We start from the raw sequence: 20,449 nt of genomic DNA on the forward strand, positions 1-20,449 counted from the left end.
AGCACCATGCGCGTACTTGCCATCATCCCAGCCTACAACGAGGAGGAGTGCCTCGTCGACACGGTCGAGGAGCTTCTCGCCGCGCGCACCGGCTGTGACTACCTCGTAGTCAACGACGGCTCGTCCGACGGCACCGAGCGCATCTGCCGGGAGCACGGCTACAACCACGTGACGCATCCCGTGAACCTCGGGCTCACGGCGGGCTTCCAGACGGGCGTGCGCTACGCGCTGGCCCATGGCTATGACGGCGTCATCCAGTTCGACGCGGACGGCCAGCACAGGCCCGAGAACATCCGGCCGATGGTCGACGCCATGGAGCGCACGGGCGCCGACATCGTGATCGGGTCGCGCTTCCTTGACGCGGGCAAGGACGTCTCGGCGCGCATGATCGGGTCGCGGCTCATCACGGCGCTCATCCGGCTGACCTGCGGCCAGACGGTCAAGGACCCCACCTCCGGCATGCGTCTGTACAACCGCGCCATGATGGAGCAGTTCGCGCGTCGCTTCGACTTTGGCCCCGAGCCCGACTCGGTGGCCTATCTCATGCGGCACGGGGCACGCGTCACCGAGATCCAGGCGGGCATGCGCGAGCGCCAGGCGGGCGAGTCGTACCTCAACCTCTCGCGCTCCATCGCCTACATGGCGCGGGTCTGCACGTCCATCCTCTTCGTCCAGTGGTTCAGGTGATGTGAGATGAACATTCCGCTGCGCGTGGCGCTCATCGTATGCTCCGTCGCCATCCTCTTCTTTGTGATGCGGCGCATCCGCAAGTCGAGCCTCGAGATTGACGACTCGGTGTTCTGGCTCGTCATCGCGGCGGCGCTCATCGTGGTGGCCGTCTTCCCGCAGATCGCCTACTGGGTCTCCGATCTGCTCGGCTTCCAAGCGCCGGTCAACTTCGTCTTTGCCTGCGGCATCGTCGTGCTGCTCGTGCGCACGTTCAAGCAGGACCAGAAGATCGCCGTGCTCAAGAAGAAGCTCGTCGCGCTAGCCCAGCACGAGGCTTTGCGGGAGGATAACTCGACGCAGAGCTAAGCTAGGGACGTCACAGCCCCAGGTCCTCGAATCCCTCCGGGACGGCCTCCGGGTCGCAGCCGAAGGACCCCGCCACGGCCTTGGCCTGCAGGTGGCCCGCCAGACTCTCATTATCAGCGCGATTGTAAACGACCAACGACCTAGCGATGGTTGATAAAGGGGTAGTCCCGTTGTCATCAACCAGTGGAGCTGGGTTGTCTTGCGAGACGTATCTCGCAATTTTGCGAGATAGAACTATCATATTTGGTAGTCAGACGAAGGGAGACTCATGGAGTATCGCAGGGGGCTATCATTCGAGCTTGAGCGGCGACTTGCTGAGCCGCGCCGATTCATTCAGGTAGTCATGGGTCCCCGACAGACGGGAAAGACCACTGCCGTGCGCCAGGCGGTACAGGCATCCGAGCTGCCGGTCCATGTGGCGAGCGCAGATCTGGCCACACGGGAGGATGCCGGATGGATTGAGCTCGAGTGGAGACAGGCGCGCTCGCTTGCGCGCAACGGGCAGACGGCCGTTCTCGTCCTGGATGAGATTCAGAAGATCGAGCATTGGTCAGAAACGGTCAAGGCCCTCTGGGACGAGGACAGCTGGAACGGAGCGTCGCTCCACGTTGTGCTCTCTGGTTCATCTAGCCTCCTTTTGAGCAGCGGTCTAGCAGAATCGCTTGCCGGACGCTTCGAGCTTCTCATATCGACACACTGGGGACTCGCAGAGATGGACGAGGCCTTTGGCTACGACCTTGACGACTATCTGAGATACGGTGGCTATCCAGGTGCCGCGCCGCTTCGCCACGATGAGCGTCGCTGGCGCGAGTACATGAGAGACTCAATCGTAGAGACAACGATCTCTCGCGACGTTCTCCAGATGGAGGACGTGCGCAAGCCCGCCCTTCTCCGCGCCCTCTTTGAACTTGGCGCACAGTACTCCGCGCAGGAACTCTCCTATCGAAAGATGCTCGGACAGCTTGACGATCGGGGAAACACCGCAACGGTCAAGCACTACCTTGACCTGCTCGCCACCGCCGGAATGATGAGCGGCCTGCAAAAGTACGACGGCTCGCAGGTGCGCTCAAGAGCGAGTTCTCCGCGACTACTGGTGCATGACCCTGCCTTGATGGCAGCCATGTGGAACGGGAGAGTGGGTCTTCTCGAGGACCCCGCCGCCCGCGGGCATCTCGTAGAGACCGCCGTGGGTGATTATCTGCTGAGCCACGCACATGAGCAGGGCTACCAACTCTACTGGTGGCGAGAGGGCAATGACGAGGTGGACTTCGTCATTGCTCGAAGCGGGGACGAATTGTGCGCCATTGAGGTAAAGAGCGGACGCGTCTCAAGGGGCGGAATGGGTGAGTTCTTGAGGCAACATCCCCATGCTCGTCCCGTTGTTGTCGGAGGACGCAACGCGCCGCTCGATGCCTTTCTCAGAGGAGAAGTGCCTCTGTTTGACTAGCGAGACGGATGGGCTGAGTGTTGGGCAAAGGTACTGTCCCTTTGCCAAGTGGTGGCTAGAGTTCGAGGTCCTCGAATCCCTCCGGGACGGCCTCCGGGTCGCAGCCGAAAGACTCCGCCACGGCCTTGGCCTGGAGGTGGCGCAGGCCGGCCAGGTCCTCGTCGCCGGCGCGGTCGTAGAGGCGCGCCACGCGCTCCAGCGCGTAGCAGACGTACGACGCAACGGCGTCGCCCATGCCCGAGAGCACCATCATCGTCACGAGCGAGTCCGGCGCGAGCGCGAGCGCCACCTGCGGGTCGAGCTCCAGCAGGTCGGCGACCTCGCGCTCCGCGTCCGCGACGCCCGTCTGGTCCCCGTCGAGCGCGCGCCTCAGCGCGAGCCCCACGCGGCGTGCGAACTCCCCGACGATCTCCACGATGTAGTCACGCTCGAACATGCGCGCTCCTCTCGACTCGAAACAGGATAGCGCAGCGATTGGGCGCCATGCGGCCCGGATTCGGAGGGTGAGGCGACCGCTATCCGAGACCCATCATCATGCCGACGCTTTTCTCCATATGGGGTCAATCACCACAGTTCCCCAGTTCTCTAGAAAGAAGAACAGGCAGGTGCCGCAGATGTACACCCTTCCGCGGTCCAGCTCTTTTCCCTGCAGGCACAGGAACTCTTCAAGGTCAAGGCTGCGAGACTCCTCGGTGAGATTCGGGCGGCGGGCCCAGCTTATGGTTGCCTCTATGGGCATGGGTCCGAGCAGATGCTGAATCTTCCCCACGTTCATCGCTATGATGTTCACAAGGTCTGGAGCAGAGATGCGCCTGAAGTCCGTAAAGGGCGGATGCGGCCGACGCGACTCCACCATGCGTTTGTATCCATGGCCCGCAAGGTCTTCCCTTGACACAGCGCTGTCGTAAAACGCTCTGTCCCCATAGCCAGAGAAGTCCCTGAGCGCCTCGACCGACGGGTAGTTAAGATACAGCTTCCCAAGGTTGGAACTTTCGTTAAAGCAGGCCGCCATCTCCTCAAGACGGGCCTGATCGAAGTCGCTGTCTTGCGGGTCGTAGTCAAAGACAAGCACGATGTCGGTAAAGCCGCCCCCGAGGACATCCGCCTGCTCGGGGTGAATCTCCCCAAGGACCTTCTCCACTTCGATGCTCTCGAAGTCACCCTCGTAATTCCTATCAATGTACTTAATGAACTGATAAATGTTGGTGCAAAACGACACTATCTCGTAAGGGACGTCCTTGAGATTGAGCAGGTCGAAGCAGCGCTCCATGAGACGGGGCTCAACCCTGTCGCCCTCCACTACAAGCAGCACCCTTCTCCGAGCGGGACGATTCGGCGCCGCCATTAGTTGAACTCACCGTTTCTATAGAGCTTCTCGATGTTATGCCCCTGGCGCAGCTCGCGACTCGTCCTATCGGAAAGCGAGGCAAGCGTCTTGTCGTCGGAGAGCAAAAAGACGCAGTCAGGCCGCATAACGTCGTTCTTGACGAGGCTCGTATTGTGCGTGCTGCAGATAGTCTGACAGTCGGTCGATTCCCCAAAAAATCTCATGAGCTCCTCCGCCATCTCAAAGTGGCAGTAAGCGTCAAACTCGTCGAAGAAGCACAGCGACTTCTGCGGACTCAGCACGTATCTTGAAAAGAGGCGCAGGAGCATGCGAGTCCCGCTCGAACAGGCATCCGCAAAAGGAATGAGGCGCTGCGCATGCTTGCTGTAGATTGACCTTCTTCCATCAGCACCAGCACTCTCCACCAGGTGCTCGTCGACTCCAAAACGGCGAAGGAACGACTCGAATTCCTCGGTCTTTCCCTGCTGGACAATGCGCCGGACGGAGCTTTCGAAATTGTCCATCCTCGATCTATTAAGGTCGTAAACCAAAATCGATCCAACAAAGCGGCTTAGCTCACCCAGAACACCGAGCCTGTCCGCAGGTATCGTATTGATAATGTATGAGAGCAGACAGAGATAGGCATCGTTGTACTCCCAGTTGACATCCTGGGCGCCCACCAACGACAAGTCGCCGCCGTTCAGTCTTGGGACTGCGTTGTCAAAGTCGAATACCAGGTCATCGCCTAGCAGGAGCGTCTCGTGACAAAACGCACCGTCCTGCATCCGGTCATATTGATAGGTGACCTCCCGCTCGCCAAACTGAAAAACATATTTGAAACTCGCAAAATCAGAGTCACCGTCCGCGTTGAGAAAGAGCTCGTCCTCGGCAACGTCAGATCCCCATCTCATCCGATAGAAGACATCGCTGACGTCAGAAATCGCTCGCGCCAGATTGGACTTGCCGGATGCGTTGCGCCCGATGACAAGGCCATTGTTCACGATGCCATTGCGGACGTCCTGCTCGTTGAACTTGTAGTCGCGGGTCCTTGAGAGGTCGAGCGTCACTTCCTTTTCGAAGGTTCGGAATCCCCGAACAGAGAACCGCTTGAGCATTGGCTCTCAACCCCCTGTCTTCCACGCATCCGTAATTATTTTACGGATATTATACCTATAGAGTTGGGGCCTGATACCAATCATTCGCAAGGCGACGGCACCGGATGCCATGTCATTGCCACAAGGGAACTGTCTCTACCCCTACGCGTCACCAATTCGACCGCGCGGTGACATCGGCTTTGCAGCTGCAACCGCCCGTCGCTTCAAGACGCCCGCCCACCGAGCAAAAATGGCGGCGGTAGCCATGCGCGCCCTCGCTGAACTCGGCATGAAGATGCCGGGAAGACAGCGGTCAGTCAGCGCGCCGGCGATTTGGCTAGCATGCGTCGCAGTCGATCCATTCGGGGCAACTATTTCTAATGTCACTTTATAATTAAGGAGCGCACATGACCAAGAGGAGGGACGTCATCAGGGTGCTCACGGCCTACGGATTCACATCGGCAGGCGGGACGTGGCACGAGAAGCTTGTTCACCCTGACGGCCGGCAGGCCGTTGTTCCCCGTCACGCAGAGATCAAGGACCTGACCTTCCGCCTCATGCTCAGGCAGGCGGGAATCGCACCCCGGAGGTGAGCGGCATGCAGACCGGCGTCTATGAGTTCGAGATCGTTCCCGCAGAGGGAGGCTACGTCGCCATCCCCTACGACCTTGAGGGCGGCACGCAGGGGGACAGCTTCGAGGACCTCTGCCTCATGGTCGCGGACTGGCTCAAGCTGACCATAGAGAGCTGCGAGCTGCACGGCGCTCCCCTGCCGCGCGCGACCTTTGGCAACGCGCCGCGACACGGCGGCACGAACATGGTCTTTGCCGTCACGGCCGGACGGGAGACCATCGAGCGCGTCTCGGCCACCGAGGCGGCCCGTCTGCTCGGCGTCACGCAGGGCAGAGTGTCCCAGATGCTCGGGGCGCACGTGCTGGAGGGCTGGCGCGAGGGGCGCAACACCTACGTCACCCTCGACTCCGTACGCGCCCGTCTCGCCGAGCGCCCGCGCGCGGGGCGGCCAAGACGGGCCGCGAGCGCCTAGCTCAGAGATGCGAGGCGCATGGTCCCTAATTCGGATGCGCGGCGCCACCCAACTCACAAGTTGGGCGGTTTTTCGGAGAGGCCTCAAGTAGCCGCGAAATGACCTATGCCTCTGAACTGGTCTTTCTCGCACGTCTTCATTGCGACTACTTGGAGCACCCGTCAAAAAACCGCCCAACTTGTGAGTTGGAGGCGGCATCGGGCGCGCGCAGCCCCGCTACTCCACCGACTTGAGGCTCTCGACCATGTCCACGCGGTCGAGGCGCCGGCGCATGGCCAGCATCACGAGCCCCGAGAACGCCATCGTCAGCGCGAGCGCCGCCGCGTAGCTCAGCGGGTGGATCTGCCGCCCGAACATGACGACGTCCACCTCGGCGGTTTGTATGACGTAGCCCTCGAGCCACGTCCCCAGCACCATCCCCACCGCAGCCCCGAGCGCCGAGATCAGCGCGACCTCGCGAAAGACGTAGGCGTGCACCTCGCCGCGACGGAATCCCAGCACCTTGAGCGAGGCTATCTCGCGCACCCGCTCCACGATGTTGATGTTGGTGAGGTTGTAGAGCACGATGAACGCCAGCGCCGCCGCGCTCACGATGAGCACCACCACGATCAGGTCCACGGCCGAGAGCATCGTGCGGTAGCTCTGCACAGCGTCGTCGGTGAAGGCCACGGTCTGAACGGACGGGTCCGCCTCGAGCTCGTCGGTCAGGGCGTCGCGGGAGGCGCCGGCCGTGTCCGCGTAGATGGTCGAGAAGACCGGCGCGGCCTCGTCGGTCACCCCCGCCGCGGCGAGCTCGGCCCACGCCTCCGCGCCCACATAGGCGACGCTGCCCACGTAGTTCTCGCACACGCCCGTCACCGTGAGCGCGCGCCCCTCCCCCACCACGTTGCCCACGGCGTCCTGGCCGTAGAGCGTGACCGCGTCGCCCACGCCCACGCCGAGCCGATCCGCGATCTTCTCGGCAAGGACCAGGCCGTCCGGGGGCAGCGCCACCTCCTCCTGCGAGACGCGCTCGCGCAGGCTCACCGCGTCGTCCAGCGCGTCCGCGTCCTGCGGGACCACGAGCTGCACGGCGAGCGCCGAGCCGGCGTCCCCGGCGGAGACCTGGGCGTTGGCCACCTGCACGCGCGCGAGCACGTCGCCGCCGGACGCCTCGATGAGCCCGCAGGCCTCGTCCGCGTCCACAGCGGTGGCGTCGGCGCCCAGGCTCACGGTGGTGTCGTAGTGCGCGATGGGCCCGAACTGCCGGTCCAGGATGTCCCAGATCGCGTCGTGCAGCCCAAAGCCCACGAGCAGCAGCGCCGCGCAGCCGGCCACGCCGGTGACGGTCATGAGCAGGCGCTTCTTGTAGCGGAACAGGTTTCGGCAGGTGACCTTCCACGAGAAGGACAGGCGTCGCCAGAGCGGTCGCACCCGCTCGAGCAGGATGCGCCGGCCCGCCTTGGGCGCGCGCGGCTGCATGAGGGCCGCGGACGTCTCGCGCAGGGCAGCGACCACGGCCGCCCACGTGGCCGCCAGCGTCACGCCCACGCCCAGTCCGCCCGACGTGAGCGCCACCGCCGGATCCACCGGCAGCGGGAGCGCGAGGCGCGGCACGGCGTAGATGATGCCATAGGCGGACATGATCACGGAGGGCAGCACCTGCGCGAGCGCCGCGATGCCGAGCGCCGCGCCGGTCGCGGAGGCGAGCGCGGCGTAGGCGAGGTAGCGTCCCGCAATGCGTGCCGTGGAGTAGCCGAGCGCCTTGTAGAGGCCGATCTGCGTGCGCTCGTCGTCCACCATGCGCGTCATCGTGGTGAGCGAGACGAGCGCCGCCACCAGGAAGAACACGAGCGGGAACACCGTGGCGATGGTGTCCATGCGCTCGGAGTCTGCCTGGTAGGTGGCCGCGCCCTCGCTCTGCGCGCGGTCGAGCACGTAGAGCTCGCCGGGCTCGAGCGCGTCCACCTCGGCCTGCGCGTCGTCGATCCGCGCGGCGGCGTCGGCGAGCCGTGCGTCGGCCTCGGCGCAGGCGTCCTCGTAGGCGGCCCGCCCGCTCTCGTAGCTCGCGCGGGCGTCGGCGAGCTCGGCCGCGGCTGCGTCGAGCTGTGCCGCCTGCCCATCGATCTCGCCCTGCGCGGCCGCGAGCTGCGCCTCGGAGTCCGCCCGCCGCTGCGCGAGCTCCGCGCGACCGGCGTCCACCTGCGCCTGGGCCTCCGCCGCCTGCGCGCGGCCCGCGTCGTAGGCGTCCGCGGCGTCGCGCGCGGCCTCGAGCTGCGCCACCTGCTCGAGGGCAGCGGAGAGCGCCGTCGTCGTGGGGTCGTCCTCAGGTAGCGCGTCGAGGGCCGTCTCGATGCCCGAGCGCGCGCCGGCGAGGTCGTTCGCCGCGACGCCCTGAGCGGCCAGCTGGGCGAGAAGGGCCGTCGTCCCCTGCTCGCAGGCGGCGCGGGCCGCCTCGGCGTCCGCCGCCGACGCATCGAGCTGCGCCACCGACGCGTCCACCTGGGCCTGCGCCTGGTCGAGCCGCCCCTGCGCGGCCGTCAGCTCCGTCTCCGCGTCCGCGCGCCGCGCCCCCAGCTCCGTCCGCGCCCGCGCGAGCGCCGCGGCACCCGCGTCCACGCGTGCCTGCCCCACCGCGATCTGGTCCGCGGCCGCGTCGAGCTCGGACGCCGTCTCGGCGAGCCGCGCCTCGGCGTCCGCGCGCTCGGCCTCGTAGTCGGCCCGCGCGTCGTCCACCTCGGCCTGGGCGTCGGCGCGCACGTCAGCAAGCCGCGCCTCCGCCAGCTCGTCCGCGTGCCCCTCGATCGCGGCGCGCACGTCCCCCACGACCTGCTGGTACCTCTCGCCGCCGCTCTGCTCGTCCGCCGCGCCCGCCACCGCGAGGCGCGCCTCGGTGTACGGCGCGTCCGCAGCGAAGGTGCCGTCCGCCACGTAGAGGTACTGGTCGACCTGGCCCGAGGCGAGCGTCGTGGACCCAAAGCTCACCGTGTACGGGTAGGCCGACGAGCTCACGAGCCCCACCACCGTGAGCTCGTGCGCGGCGAGAAGGCCCTGATCCCCGGACTCCGAGAGCACCTCGATCGCGTCGCCGACCCCGACCTCCAGCGTCGGGTTGTCCGCCGAGGCCACACACTCCCCCGGCGCGTCCGGCCAGCGGCCGTCCACGAGGTCGAGGCGGTCCAGCGCGGGCTCGCCGCCCGTCTCGTAGGCCGTCGGCAGCGTCTGCACGCGCGCGGCCACCTGCTCGCCGCCGCCCACGCGCACCATCGCGTCGACCGAGGTCACGCCGCTCACGGCGGCGACCCCGTCCACGGCGGCCAGCCGCCCCAGGTCCTTCTCGCCCAGCCCCTGCGTGGAGACCACGCGCAGGTCGCACAGGCCCGTGCGGTCGTACCAGGCGTCAGCGGCGGCGCGCATGTCCGGGCCCTCCATCCGCAGGCCCGCGAAGAAGCCGCAGCCCAGCGCCGCGATGCCCATGATCGCGAGGAAGCGCCCGAGCGAGCCCCGGACGCTGCGGACGACCGCCTGTGCGAAGGCGCTCACGTCACTCGCTCCTCAGGGCCTCCACGGGGTCGCGCCGGGACGCGGCGGAGCTCGGGATGAGGCCGGCGATGAGCGTGAGGGCCACCGAGATGCACACGAGCACCGCCGCCGAGGTCCACGGCAGGCTCATGATGTTGTCCACGGCGAAGGTCTGCGCCACGAACGCGTTGACCGGGATCGACACGCCCACCACCACGGCGATCGCGAAGACGCCCGAGATCAGGCCCTCGATGAAGGTCTCGGCGTTGAAGACGCTCGCGACGTTGCCCTTGGACGCGCCGATGGCGCGCAGGATGCCGATCTCCTTCTTGCGCTCGAGCACGCTGATGTAGGTGATGATGCCGATCATGATGGAGCTCACCACCAGCGAGATGCTCACGAACGCGATGAGCACCATCGAGATCATGTTCACGATGTCGGTGACGCTGCCCATGATGATGCCCATGTAGTCGGTGTAGGTGATGACGCCCTCGTCGTTGCCCGCGGCGCGCTGGGCGTCGTTGTAGGCGTCGATGATGCCGAGGACCTGCTCCTTGGCCTCGAAGTCCTTGGGGTAGATCATGATCGCGGCCGGGTCGTCGGGCGTGGCGTAGCCCAGGGTGGAGAGGTTGTTGTCATAGGTGAGCTGGCTCGCGTTGGCGTAGCTCTCCATGAGCGAGGCGAGGTCCTCGGCGTCCATGTTGAAGTGGACGGCTCCGGCCAGCGCCTGGGCGTCCACGTGGAAGGCGCTCTGCAGCTGGGAGAGGCCGCCCGCGACCTGGTCGGCGTATCGCGAGAGCACCTGCGTCATCGCCGCCTGGAGCTGCGTCGAGACGGCAGCGGAGACCTGCGACGACATCCGCTGCATGAAGGACTGGAGGTACGGCGCGAGGTCCTGCGCCACGTAGTCGGTCAGGATCTGCTGCGCGCGCTCCGAGACGGCCGGGCCGGCGACGGCCTCGATCTGGGCGAGAAGCCCCTGGGCCCCCTCGGTGGCGAGGTACTCGGAGAAGGCCTGGGCGAGCGTCTGCGCGAGGGCGGGGTCGTCGGGGCTGATCCCGGCGAGCCGCCCGCTCTCCGCCATCCACGTGACGAAGCCGCTCAGCAGCTGGTTCGTCGCCTGGCCCACCTGCTCGAGCTGCGTCGCGTCGAGCGGCGGGTCCGCCAGGGTGTCGTCGAGGATCGCCGAGAGGTCCGGCGCGGGGACGCCCGCGACGAGCGCGTCGACGTCGATCTGGTCCGCGACGCCCGAGAGGTCCACGCTGAGCCCGGACAGGTCGAGCGCCGACGGGTCGAGGGCGCCGGAGAGCGCGCTCGTGTCGAACGAGAAGGCCGAACGCAGGGCGTTCTCGTCCACCGAGAAGAGGCTGCCGAGGTCCACGCCCTGACGCGCCTGCTCCTGCAGGTCGGCGAAGCTCTGGCCGGTAAAGACGTCCACGTCGGGATCAGCCAGCTGCTGCTGCACGATCTGCGAGTCGGCGGCGCGCGCCATGAGCTCCTCGGTGAGGCCGTGCGTGTAGGCGATGCCGGCCGAGAGCGCCTTGGCGTCGGTGCTCTCGTTGGGGCGCACGACGCCAACAACGTGCAGGTCAAGGCCATTGTCCACGGCGTCGCGCATGAAGGTGTCGTCATCGGACATGCTCGTCCAGCCGCCCGTCTCGGCGTTGGCGCGGTAGGTGTCCACGGGGCTCAGCACCTTGAAGTCGAGCGCGAGCGCGTCGTCGTAGGTGAAGTCCACGTCCTGCTCGCCGAGGTCCGTCTCGCCGGCCGTGCCGCTCATCGTGGACGAGACCATCTGCGTGAGGTCGTCGGGATCGAGCACGCCGATGCCGTAGAGCGTGTAGTCGCTGATCTTGCCGGACTTCGTGAGGACGAGCACGCACTCGTCGGGCGCGGTGGCCCAACGGCCGGCCACGACGTCGTACTGGGAGTCGAGAAGGTCCTGGTCGTCGATCATCTCGTTGAAGACCGACATCCCGCCCCCGCTCATGCCGGCCGTGACCGAGCCCGAGGCGCCGCCGGTCATGGTGGTGGAGAGCGCGTTGGGGCTGAGCTGGGTGACGCCGTCGGTGGTGTCGGCCTCGTAGACGAGCGGCGTGAGGCCGTAGTCGTACTGGATCGCGTTGACGTAGGGCTCGATGCCCGCCTCGTCCGACTCGAGGTAGGACTTGAGGCCCGAGAGGTCGTTGGTGCCCACGGTGGCGAACATGTCCGTGAGCATCATGACCTCGGGGATCGTGTCGGAGCCGGACGGCTGGTCCTTCTCGCCGCCCGCGTCCTGCGCCGTGGCGCCGTCGCCGCCCTCGGAGCCGCCCGCGTCGTCGGTGAGCATGCTCGCGAGGTCGTAGCTCTGGCGCGTGATGGAGAGCGGGTAGCTGGAGAGCGTGTCCTCCTCCACGCGCGCGATGTAGCCGTTGACGCCGTTGGCCAGCGCCAGGATCGCGGCGATGCCGATGATGCCGATCGAGCCGGCGAAGGCCGTCATGATGGTGCGGCCCTTCTTGGTCATGAGGTTGTTGAACGAGAGGCCCAGCGCCGTGAGGAAGCTCATCGAGGTGCGGCGGGCCGGCTTGGCCTCGCGGCGCGGGGCCGCGGCCGGGTCGAACGGGTCGGAGTCGCGCGTGACGCGGCCGTCCGCGATCTCCACGATGCGGGTGGCGTACTGGTGCGCGAGCTCGGGGTTGTGCGTGACCATGATGACCAGCCGGTCCTGCGCGACCTCCTTGAGCAGGTCCATGACCTGCACGGACGTGGTCGAGTCGAGCGCGCCGGTGGGCTCGTCGGCGAGCAGGATCTCGGGGTCGTTGATGAGGGCGCGCGCGATGGCCACGCGCTGCATCTGCCCGCCCGAGAGCTGGCTCGGGCGCTTGTTGACGTGGTCGGCCAGGCCCACGCGCGCCAGGGCGTCCAGCGCGCGGCGACGGCGCTCGGCGCGACCCACGCCCGAGAGCGTGAGCGCCAGCTCCACGTTGGCCAGGATCGTCTGGTGCGGGATCAGGTTGTAGCTCTGGAAGACGAAGCCAATGCGGTTGTTGCGGTAGGCGTCCCAGTCGCGGTCGCGGTACTCCTTGGTGGAGATGCCGTCGATCACGAGGTCGCCGTCGTCGAAGTGGTCCAGCCCGCCGATGACGTTGAGCATCGTGGTCTTGCCGGAGCCCGACGGGCCCAGCACGGCCACGAACTCGCTGTCGCGGAAGGCCACGGAGACGTGGTCGAGCGCGACCTGCGTGAAGCCGGTCGTGACGTAGCGCTTGCAGATGTCCTTGAGCTCGAGCATGGGCGGGTCCTCCGGGAACGTGCGGCTAACCTGTCTAGAGTACCCGTTCGCGCGCGTTGCGAGCGCGACACGGCCGCGCTTCGCGCGCGCTCCAGAGCGCTGAAAGCGACGGCGGGCGTAGCGGCTCCGGGACGAAGGTTGCGCCGCGTCCGCATTCCCGTCACGTGTGCACGATGAGAGAAATCCGCTGCTCGATCTCCGGGCGCCGCGCGTTATTTCGGGTCCGCGGTGTGCAATCCCCTCTCGGAGGCTCCCGTGGCCCGTCTGGGTGTGCAATAGTCCTGTCCGTTACACATAATTCTGCAGCTTTGTGCAATACAGCCTTTTCTTACACGGCATTTGGGGAGTCTGCCGGGTAGGAGGATTCACCCGGTCCGGTTTTCTCGATACGTTTTCGCAGGTAGGTAAGTTAATCATTACTTTTATCACAGCACCGCTACTCTGAGGGAGCCTAAAAGTCCGTGTAAGAAAACGGGGTATTGCACGGCGCCGCGCGATTATGTGTAACGGGCGAAGGTTTTGCACAGGATTCGCTCCGCGCGGCACGAGCGGACGTCAGAGGACCGTCGGGGCAACGTAGCGGGAGCGTCGGAGACGCCGGCTGACCGCCGGGAGTACGTTGGCTCCAACCGCTCGGTCCTGTCAGAATGGGAGAGTGAAGGGGCTCAGGGCGATCCTGTATCGGAAGGGAACACATGGCGCGCATACTGGTCATCGAGGACGACGCGGCGATCAACGACGTGGTGACCACGCGTCTCACGCGCGCCGGCTACGACGTCACGCAGGCGTTCTCAGGCTCGGAGGCGTGCCTCGTGCTGGAGCGGCCGGACGCTGCCTTTGACGTGGTGGTCTGCGACCTGATGCTGCCGGGCGCGACGGGCGAGGAGCTCGTGGGGCTCATCCGCGGGCGCGACGAGGCGACCCCGGTGGTGGTGATCTCGGCGCGCGACACGGCGGCCGACCGCGTGGCGCTGCTGCGCCTGGGCGCCGACGACTACCTCACCAAGCCCTTCGACCTCGACGAGCTGGCCGCGCGCGTGGAGGTGCAGCTGCGCCACCGCGGCGCGCCGGCGGGCGGCGAGAAGGGCGCGGGCACGCTGCGCCACCGCCGCTGGGAGCTCGACCCCGAGGCGCGCACGCTCGACGTGCTCCCGGGCGAGAACGGCGAGCCGGGCGGTCCCGTGGCGCTCACGCGCATCGAGTTCAACATCCTCGAGCTGCTCGCGCGCCGTCCCAACAAGGTCTTCACCAAGACCGAGCTCTTCGAGCTGGCCTGGGGCGAGCCGTTTGCCGGCGACGACTCCGTGGTGGCCGTCCACGTCTCCAACATCCGCGCCAAGCTGCGCGCGAGCGGCACCGACGGCTACGTCCGCACGGTCTGGGGCATGGGCTTCAAGCTGGCGTGACGGGCGGGCCTCCGCCGCGCTTGCCCACGATTAACCCGCAAATTCTGACATCCACAAACCTTAATCCTGCGATTATATGAATATGAAATCATTTTTTGCGGGTTGTGGGCGAGAGGGGCGCGATGTCGGGCGGGGAACACGGGCAGCGAGAAGGACGCAGGCGAGGGACCCGCGGGCGAGAAACCCGCGCACCCTCAAACTTTCTTAAGACTTGGCTCACGCTTTCTGAAGGGCGGCGCGCCACCATGGGGTCACCCTCGGGAAAGGAGCAGACGTGAACGTCATAGAGACGCACGGCCTCACCAAGCGCTATCGGCGCAGGCTCGCCGTGGACAACCTGGACCTGACCGTCGCCGCCGGCGACATCTACGGGTTCGTCGGCAAGAACGGCGCGGGCAAGTCGACCGCGATGAAGCTGGTGGCGGGCCTGGCGCGCCCCACCGCCGGCGAGGTCGTCCTCTTCGGCGACCCGGAGCGCGGCGGCGCCACGCCCCAGGGCCTCTCGCGCATCGGGGCCCTGATCGACGGCCCCGGCGTGCTGCCGTCGCTCTCGGCGCGCGACAACCTCGTGGCCAAGGCGCTCGCGCTCGGCCTGCGCCACGCGGGCGACGTGGCCGACGACCTTCTCGCCCTCGTGGGGCTCTCCGAGACGGGCCCGAAGCGCGTCAAGGGCTTCTCGCTCGGCATGCGGCAGCGGCTGGGCCTGGCGCTCGCGCTCGTGGGCAGCCCCGACCTGCTGCTGCTCGACGAGCCGTTCAACGGGCTCGATCCCGAGGCCACGCGTGCGATGCGGCTCGCGCTCGTGCGCCTCAACCACGAGCGCGGCGTCACGATCATGATCTCCAGCCACGTGCTCGACCAGCTCGACCGCCTGTCCACGCGCTTCGGCGTGATCTCGGCGGGGCGGCTCACGGCCGAGTTCACCGACGAGGAGCTCCACGAGCGCTGCAGCAGCTCCGTGCGCCTGCGCGCGGCCGGCCCGGAACGCGCGCTCGCCCTGCTCGAGCAGGCACTCCCCACCGCCTCGTTCCGCGCGGAGCCGGACGGTGCGCTCGTGGTGACGGGCTCCTCGCTCGACGCCGTGAGCGCGGCGTGCTTCGCGGCCGGCATCGAGGTCCGCGAGCTCTCCCAGCAGGAGCGCGACATCGAGGAGTACTTCGTCGAGCTCATGGACGCCGGCGAGCGGGGCGGTGAGGCGCGATGACGGCGCTTCTCCGCTCGGACGCGTACCGCGCGCTGCGCAGCCGCTGGCTCTGGGTGGTGCTGGGGATGATCGCGCTGAGCGACGCGAGCTACGCCCTCGTCCGCCACGCGGGCGCCCTGGACGGCCTCACCTCGAGCGGCGTGATCGGCGGCGTGCAGATCGTCACCTCGCTCGTGGTCGCGAACCTCGCCTGCGCCGACGCCGACTCCGGCTTCGACCGCACGGTCCTCTCCGCCCGCGCGGGACGGCGCCTGTGGTTTGCCGAGAAGTGCCTGTTCGCGGCGCTCTTCTCGGCCGCGTTTCTGCTCGTGGCCTTTGGCCTGGGCGCGCTCTCGCGGTTTGCCTCGGGGCCCGTGGCTCGCGTCGAGGCGCCCGGGGAGCTCGCGGCCTACCTCGGCGCCGCGTGGCTCGGATGCTGCGCCTACGCCACGTTGACCGTGACCGTGGGGCACCTCACCCGCAACCGCGCCGCGACGCTGACCTTCGCGGCGCTGGCCTCGACGGGCCTGCTCGAGGGAGGTCTCGTCGCGGGCGTCGAGATGGTGTGGTTTCTCGCCGGCGGCCAGCTGCCCGGCCTCGGCTCCGCGATCGCGCCGTGGCTGCCCACGGGCATCATGTCCCCGCTCGGCGCCGGGGCGGCCGCGATGCTTGCGGCCGAGGGCGGCGTCGGCGTGGCGCCGGCCGTCCGTGCGCTCGTGGTGTGCCTGCCGCTCGCGCTTCTCGCCACGGCGGCTGACGCGCTCCTGGTGTCGAGGAGGGATGTCGCATGATGGCGCTGCTACGCTCCGACCTCTGGCGGGCCGTGGGCCCGGCGCGCGGGCGCGGGTGGCTGTGGGTCCCGCTCGCGTGCATGGCGGTCTTCTCGGCCCTGGAGGTCACACTCATGTGCGTGCTGGGCACGCGGGCCTACGACGCGCTCGCGTCCTCGACGACCGCGGCCGCCGTGCTCGCCTCGCCCACGGCGCTCTGGTCCGAGTCGTTCGCGGGCGGCGGCGTGCTCGCCCTCGTCGCCACCGTCACCTGCGTGATGGTGGTGCGCGCCGACCTGGACCACGGGTTCGCGCGCACGCTGCTCGCCGGCCGCGCGGACCGCGGCGCGTGCCTCGCCGAGAAGGTCGTGCTCGCCGGCATCGTCTCGGCGGTGCTCGTGGCGGCGGGCGCGCTCGCCTCGCTCGCGCCCGCCCTGGCCTGCGGCCTGCCGATCGGCGCCGAGGACCCACTCGCGGCGCTCGGCTGGCTCGGGAGGATCTGGCTCGCCACGTGGGCGCTCTGCGCCGTGTGCGTGCTCGCCGCGTGGACGCCCCTGCCGACGGTCGGCTGCTACCTCGTCTGCCTGCTCGTCTCCATGGGCGCGCTGCCGATGCTGCTGGTGGGCCTCGCGCACTCCTCGGGCGGCATCCTGCGCGTGCTGGAGCCCCTGGCGCCCGCGCTCACCGAGCTCGCGCGCTGGCTGCCGAGCGCCGTCTACCTCGCGACGGGACGGGCGGCGGGCTGGGCGGCACCGGAGCTCGGGCCGATCGTCAGCGCGCTGTGGGTGGCGGCGTCGATCGCCGCCTGCGCCCTGCTCGGCCCGAGGCGTGACCGCGCGTGACGGGCGCCGAGCTCGCGGAGCCCGTGCGCGCGTGGGTCACCGCGCTGCTCGACTGGCTCGTGGGCGGCGCTACGATTGAGGGGCTTCTCGGTATGTTGGGAGGGCCGACCATGGTGGACGCGTCGATGCTGGTGGCGATGCTCGCTCTGGGGATCGGGCTCGGGGCCGCTGCCACGGGCGCCGGCTACCTGCTCGAGCTCTCGCGGGCGGGCCGCTTCCTGGGCGGGCGGGACCGCGCGAGCAACGCCCGCCTCACGAGCGCGAGCTGGCTGCCGGGCGTGGCGGGCCTGGTGGACGCCGTGAACGCCGAGCTCGACGCCGCGGCGACCGAGCGCGTGGCGGCGCTGCGGGCCGCGGACGAGTTCTCGCGCGGGCTCTCGGCGCTCTCCCACGACGTGCGCACGCCGCTCACGGGCGCCCGCGGCTACCTGCAGCTCGCGCGCGAGGAGGCCGACGCCGCGCGCAAGGATGGCGAGCTCGCCGCCGCCGACGCGCGGCTCGCCGCGATGAGCGGCCTGCTCGACGAGCTCTTCTCGTACGCCCGCGCAGCCGACCCGGACGCCCCGCTCGAGCTGGGGCCGGTGGCGCTGCGCCCGGTGGTGGAGGCGGCGCTTCTGGGCCATTTCCCCGAGTTCGAGGCGCGCGGCTGGGAGCCGACGCTCGAGCTGGGCGATCCCGCGCCCGTGGTGGAGGCCGACGCCGAGGCGCTCGCGCGCATCGTGGAGAACCTCGTGGCCAACGCGCTGCGCCACGGTGCGGGACCGCTCTCGGTGACGGCGCGACCGGCCGGCGCCGGTCGCGTGGCCGTGGGCTTCTCGAACCCCGTGGCCGACCCGGGCGCCCTCGACGCCAACCGGCTCTTCGAGCGCTTCTACCAGGGCGACGCCTCGCGCTCGACGGCCGGCAGCGGCCTGGGGCTCGCCGTTTCCGCCCGCCTGGCCGCCGCCCAGGGGATGGGGCTCGCGGCGCGCCTCGACGGCGACGTCCTGACCGTTACGCTTGAGGCACGGCTCGACGGAGCGGAATAGCGCTTCCGAGGGCGCCGGTTCACAAGTTGGGCGATTTTAAGGGGGCTCCTCAAGTACTGCCGCCAAGGTCCCATTTCTCTACCTGCACCTTTATGGACGGCAATTCACGTGCTACTCGAGCACCCCCGAAAAAACCGCCCAACTTGTAAGGAACGACGGTTACGCGGCCCAACGGACCCGCGCGCAAGGACCGCCGCGAACCGCCGAGGGCAAAACGAGAGGAGACCGACCATGATCGTCACGACCACCAACTCTGTGGAGGGACTCGAGATCACCGCCTACCTGGGCATCGTCACGGGCGAGGCCGTGAGCGGCATCAACATGTTCAAGGACATCGGCGCCGGTCTGCGCAACGTCTTCGGAGGCCGCTCGGCAGGCTACGAGGAGGAGCTGCAGCGAGCCCGCGAGGAGGTCCTCGCCGAGATGGAGGCCCGCGCGGGCGCACTGGGCGCCGACGCCGTGGTGGGCGCCAGCATCGGCTACGAGACCTTCGAGGGCATGGTCATGACCTGCTGCTCGGGCACGGCGGTCAAGCTCGCTCGGCGCGGCTGAGCGCAGCGACGCCCGCGGCGCGCTCGCAGGCGCGGGCGCACACGACCCCGAACGCGGCGAGCAGCGCGAGCGTCACGGCGACCGCCCCGACCGCGATGGCGGCAAAGGCGTCGTCGGGCACGCCCAGCGTGAGCGTGCGCACGAGCGTGAGCCCCGCGAGGTCGTGGACGAGCGCCATCGCCGAGGGCAGCGCGAAGGCCGCCGCCACCTGGACGCGCAGGGCGCCGCAGGCCTCGCGCGGCTCGGCACCCAGGTCAAGGAGGGTCGCGTAGGCGCGTCGGGCGTCGTCGGCCTGGCCCGCCTGCTGCAGGGCGAGCACCGCCGCCGCGGCCACGAGGAACGCCTCGCCGTAGAAGATGCCCACGTAGCCAATCGGCGCGAGCGTGGCCTCGGCGAGCGCAGCCGGGTCGACGGCCCCGCTCGCGCGCTGCCCCACCGAGAACGCGAGCCCGGCGCAGATCATGCACGCCGCGCACGCCACGAGCACGCACGCGCACGAGAGCGTCTGGCACCCCGTGGAGACGCGTGCCTCGAGCTGGCGGGTCGTGAACGCGGTGAGCCCGCGCCAGTAGCGCGGCCGTCTGCGCAGGGCGGCCGGGACACCGGCGGCCACCAGGCGAAGCACGAGCGAGGTTGCCACGTAGGCGGCCCAGCCCATCGGCAGGATGGCCAGCACGAAGAGCCCCGGCTGCACCACGCACGAGCCCCACACCACGGCGAGAAGCGCCGCGGCGAGAAGGGCCTGGGCGCGCGTCACGCCGCGACCGGTCAGGATGAGCCGCTCCGGCGCCCGCTCGCGCGCCACGAGCTCCACGAGCGGGCGGCGGACCACGTCAACGGCCGAGAGCGCGAGCGCCACCAGCTCTATGACGACAAACCAGCCGCAGGTCGCAAGGGCCGCTGACGCCGAGAAGGACCACGCGAGCCGCCACGGCGTCCCAAAGACGAACGCCGCGACCGCGCCCGAGGCCGGCGAGGCCGCCACGCCCAGCGCCACGCCCGCCACCAGCGCGGCGGCCCCGCCGAGCGCGCCCTCGGCCGCGAGCACGGCGGCGACCGCGGGCGCCCTCATGCCCAGAAGGCCGTAGATCGCGAACTCGCGCGAGCGCCGGCGCACCACGAAGCGGTTGGCGTAGGCCGCGAGCACCACGAAGACGAGCACCACGAACACCGAGAACGCCCCGGTCACGTCGCGCGCCTTGTGGATGACGGTCAGCTGGTCGGCCGTGAGCGGCATGGCGAGCAGGTAGTCGCCCGAGGCGTTGAACGCGTAGAGCAAGCAGGTGGCGCAGGCGAGCGTGACGAGGTAGACGGCGTGGTCGCGCGCCCCGCGGGACACGTTGGGGAGCGCGAGACGGACGAAGAGCGGCATAGGGGCTCCCTTCGGCGGATGCGTGACGACGCCATGGTCCCTCTCGCCGGGCGGGCGCGCCATCGGTCGGGCTTACCCGCGGCTAAGGTTTTCCTCACGTGGGCTCCGAGACCGCAGGCGCGCTACACTTACGCGCATGACGAGAAGCCCCGCAACCCGAACCCTCTGCGCCGGCGGCGCGCCCGACCTCACCGTGACCGTGGAGCGCAAGCGCGTCCGCCGCCTCAACCTGCGTGTGCGCGCCGACGGCAGCGCGCACCTCTCGATCCCCGCGCGCTGCCCGCTCGCCGAGGCGCAGCGCTTCCTCGACGCGCACGAGGCCTGGCTGCGCGAGCGCGTGCGCCGCCGCGCCCAGACCGCCGCCGCGCGCGAGCCCGCGGACGGCCTCGTCCCGCTCTGGGGCGCGCTCGCGGAGCTGCCGGCCGGCACCGACCCCGACGAGCTCTACCGCGCCGAGCTGGCGGCCCGCCTGCCCGACGCCGTCGCGCGCGCCAAGGCGGCCCCCAGCGTGCGCGCGACAACCTGGCAGTTGCGCGCGATGAGTACCCGCTGGGGATCCTGCAAGACGGC

The 20,449-nt window shown here is 68.7% G+C and carries 18 protein-coding genes; 12 read left to right on the top strand and 6 right to left on the bottom strand.

The genetic code is table 11. The annotated features are described in order from the left end of the window. Window positions 1-6: 6 nt before the first annotated feature. The 3 genes from ACWTSU_RS07370 to ACWTSU_RS07380 all read left to right on the top strand — a co-directional run bounded on the left by ACWTSU_RS07370 (window position 7) and on the right by ACWTSU_RS07380 (window position 2,482). Entirely contained in the window at window positions 7-687 is a 681-nt protein-coding gene (locus ACWTSU_RS07370) for a glycosyltransferase family 2 protein (RefSeq protein ID WP_455139266.1), read from the top strand. 6 nt (window positions 688-693) lie between these two features. Beyond that, window positions 694-1,035, top strand: a complete 342-nt coding sequence (locus tag ACWTSU_RS07375) for a DUF2304 family protein (RefSeq protein WP_455139268.1) — start codon at window positions 694-696, stop codon at window positions 1,033-1,035. A gap of 268 nt (window positions 1,036-1,303) precedes the next feature. Then, window positions 1,304-2,482: an ATP-binding protein gene (locus ACWTSU_RS07380; protein WP_455139270.1), complete on the top strand. Its 1,179-nt coding sequence runs from the start codon at window positions 1,304-1,306 to the stop codon at window positions 2,480-2,482. 55 nt (window positions 2,483-2,537) lie between these two features. On the opposite strand, the gene ACWTSU_RS07385 is transcribed toward ACWTSU_RS07380, so the two are convergent. From ACWTSU_RS07385 to ACWTSU_RS07395, 3 genes are all read right to left on the bottom strand, one after another. Then, entirely contained in the window at window positions 2,538-2,918 is a 381-nt protein-coding gene (locus ACWTSU_RS07385) for a hypothetical protein (protein ID WP_455139272.1), read from the bottom strand. Between the two features lie 96 nt (window positions 2,919-3,014). Beyond that, complete coding sequence (locus ACWTSU_RS07390) at window positions 3,015-3,794, bottom strand: hypothetical protein (RefSeq protein WP_455139274.1); 780 nt, start codon at window positions 3,792-3,794, stop codon at window positions 3,015-3,017. 32 nt (window positions 3,795-3,826) lie between these two features. Next, window positions 3,827-4,924 (bottom strand): AAA family ATPase, encoded by a 1,098-nt coding sequence (locus ACWTSU_RS07395; protein ID WP_455139276.1) that lies wholly within the window; start codon window positions 4,922-4,924, stop codon window positions 3,827-3,829. 386 nt (window positions 4,925-5,310) lie between these two features. Here ACWTSU_RS07395 and ACWTSU_RS07400 point away from each other — a divergent pair, with 386 nt between their 5' ends. Next, on the top strand, window positions 5,311-5,496 hold the full coding sequence (locus ACWTSU_RS07400; RefSeq protein WP_455139278.1) for a type II toxin-antitoxin system HicA family toxin: 186 nt from the start codon (window positions 5,311-5,313) through the stop codon (window positions 5,494-5,496). A 5-nt stretch (window positions 5,497-5,501) separates the two neighbouring features. Further along, entirely contained in the window at window positions 5,502-5,948 is a 447-nt protein-coding gene (locus tag ACWTSU_RS07405; RefSeq protein ID WP_455139280.1) for a type II toxin-antitoxin system HicB family antitoxin, read from the top strand. A 216-nt stretch (window positions 5,949-6,164) separates the two neighbouring features. Here the strand turns inward: ACWTSU_RS07405 and ACWTSU_RS07410 are convergent, their stop codons facing one another. Both ACWTSU_RS07410 and ACWTSU_RS07415 read right to left on the bottom strand, forming a co-directional pair. Continuing rightward, window positions 6,165-9,470 (bottom strand): FtsX-like permease family protein, encoded by a 3,306-nt coding sequence (locus ACWTSU_RS07410; protein WP_455139282.1) that lies wholly within the window; start codon window positions 9,468-9,470, stop codon window positions 6,165-6,167. A 1-nt stretch (window position 9,471) separates the two neighbouring features. After that, window positions 9,472-12,726: an ABC transporter ATP-binding protein/permease gene (locus ACWTSU_RS07415; RefSeq protein WP_455139284.1), complete on the bottom strand. Its 3,255-nt coding sequence runs from the start codon at window positions 12,724-12,726 to the stop codon at window positions 9,472-9,474. A gap of 695 nt (window positions 12,727-13,421) precedes the next feature. On the opposite strand from ACWTSU_RS07415, the gene ACWTSU_RS07420 reads away from it, so the two are divergent. From ACWTSU_RS07420 to ACWTSU_RS07445, 6 genes are all read left to right on the top strand, one after another. After that, complete coding sequence (locus ACWTSU_RS07420; protein WP_455139286.1) at window positions 13,422-14,132, top strand: response regulator transcription factor; 711 nt, start codon at window positions 13,422-13,424, stop codon at window positions 14,130-14,132. A gap of 274 nt (window positions 14,133-14,406) precedes the next feature. Continuing rightward, window positions 14,407-15,336 carry an ABC transporter ATP-binding protein gene (locus ACWTSU_RS07425; RefSeq protein WP_455139288.1) on the top strand — a complete coding sequence of 310 codons (930 nt, stop codon included), beginning with the start codon at window positions 14,407-14,409 and terminating at the stop codon, window positions 15,334-15,336. After that, the gene (locus ACWTSU_RS07430) at window positions 15,333-16,106 is read left to right on the top strand and encodes a hypothetical protein (protein WP_455139290.1); all 774 of its coding nucleotides are present in this window, start codon (window positions 15,333-15,335) and stop codon (window positions 16,104-16,106) included. The genes ACWTSU_RS07425 and ACWTSU_RS07430 overlap by 4 nt, the downstream gene beginning before the upstream one ends. After that, window positions 16,103-16,927 (top strand): hypothetical protein, encoded by an 825-nt coding sequence (locus ACWTSU_RS07435; protein ID WP_455139292.1) that lies wholly within the window; start codon window positions 16,103-16,105, stop codon window positions 16,925-16,927. Before ACWTSU_RS07430 ends, ACWTSU_RS07435 begins: the two co-directional genes overlap by 4 nt. Further along, the gene (locus ACWTSU_RS07440; RefSeq protein ID WP_455139294.1) at window positions 16,924-17,955 is read left to right on the top strand and encodes a sensor histidine kinase; all 1,032 of its coding nucleotides are present in this window, start codon (window positions 16,924-16,926) and stop codon (window positions 17,953-17,955) included. Before ACWTSU_RS07435 ends, ACWTSU_RS07440 begins: the two co-directional genes overlap by 4 nt. 231 nt (window positions 17,956-18,186) lie before the next feature. Continuing rightward, window positions 18,187-18,507, top strand: coding sequence for a YbjQ family protein (locus ACWTSU_RS07445; RefSeq protein ID WP_455139296.1), 321 nt, complete (start codon window positions 18,187-18,189; stop codon window positions 18,505-18,507). Here the strand turns inward: ACWTSU_RS07445 and ACWTSU_RS07450 are convergent. Next, window positions 18,485-19,879 (bottom strand): FtsX-like permease family protein, encoded by a 1,395-nt coding sequence (locus ACWTSU_RS07450; protein WP_455139298.1) that lies wholly within the window; start codon window positions 19,877-19,879, stop codon window positions 18,485-18,487. The two genes, ACWTSU_RS07445 and ACWTSU_RS07450, sit on opposite strands and share 23 nt — an antisense overlap. 136 nt (window positions 19,880-20,015) lie before the next feature. Here ACWTSU_RS07450 and ACWTSU_RS07455 point away from each other — a divergent pair. After that, window positions 20,016-20,449: YgjP-like metallopeptidase domain-containing protein (locus ACWTSU_RS07455; protein ID WP_455139300.1), on the top strand; the 434-nt coding region annotated here is incomplete at its 3' end.

It is taken from the genome of Thermophilibacter sp. (assembly GCF_966187215.1).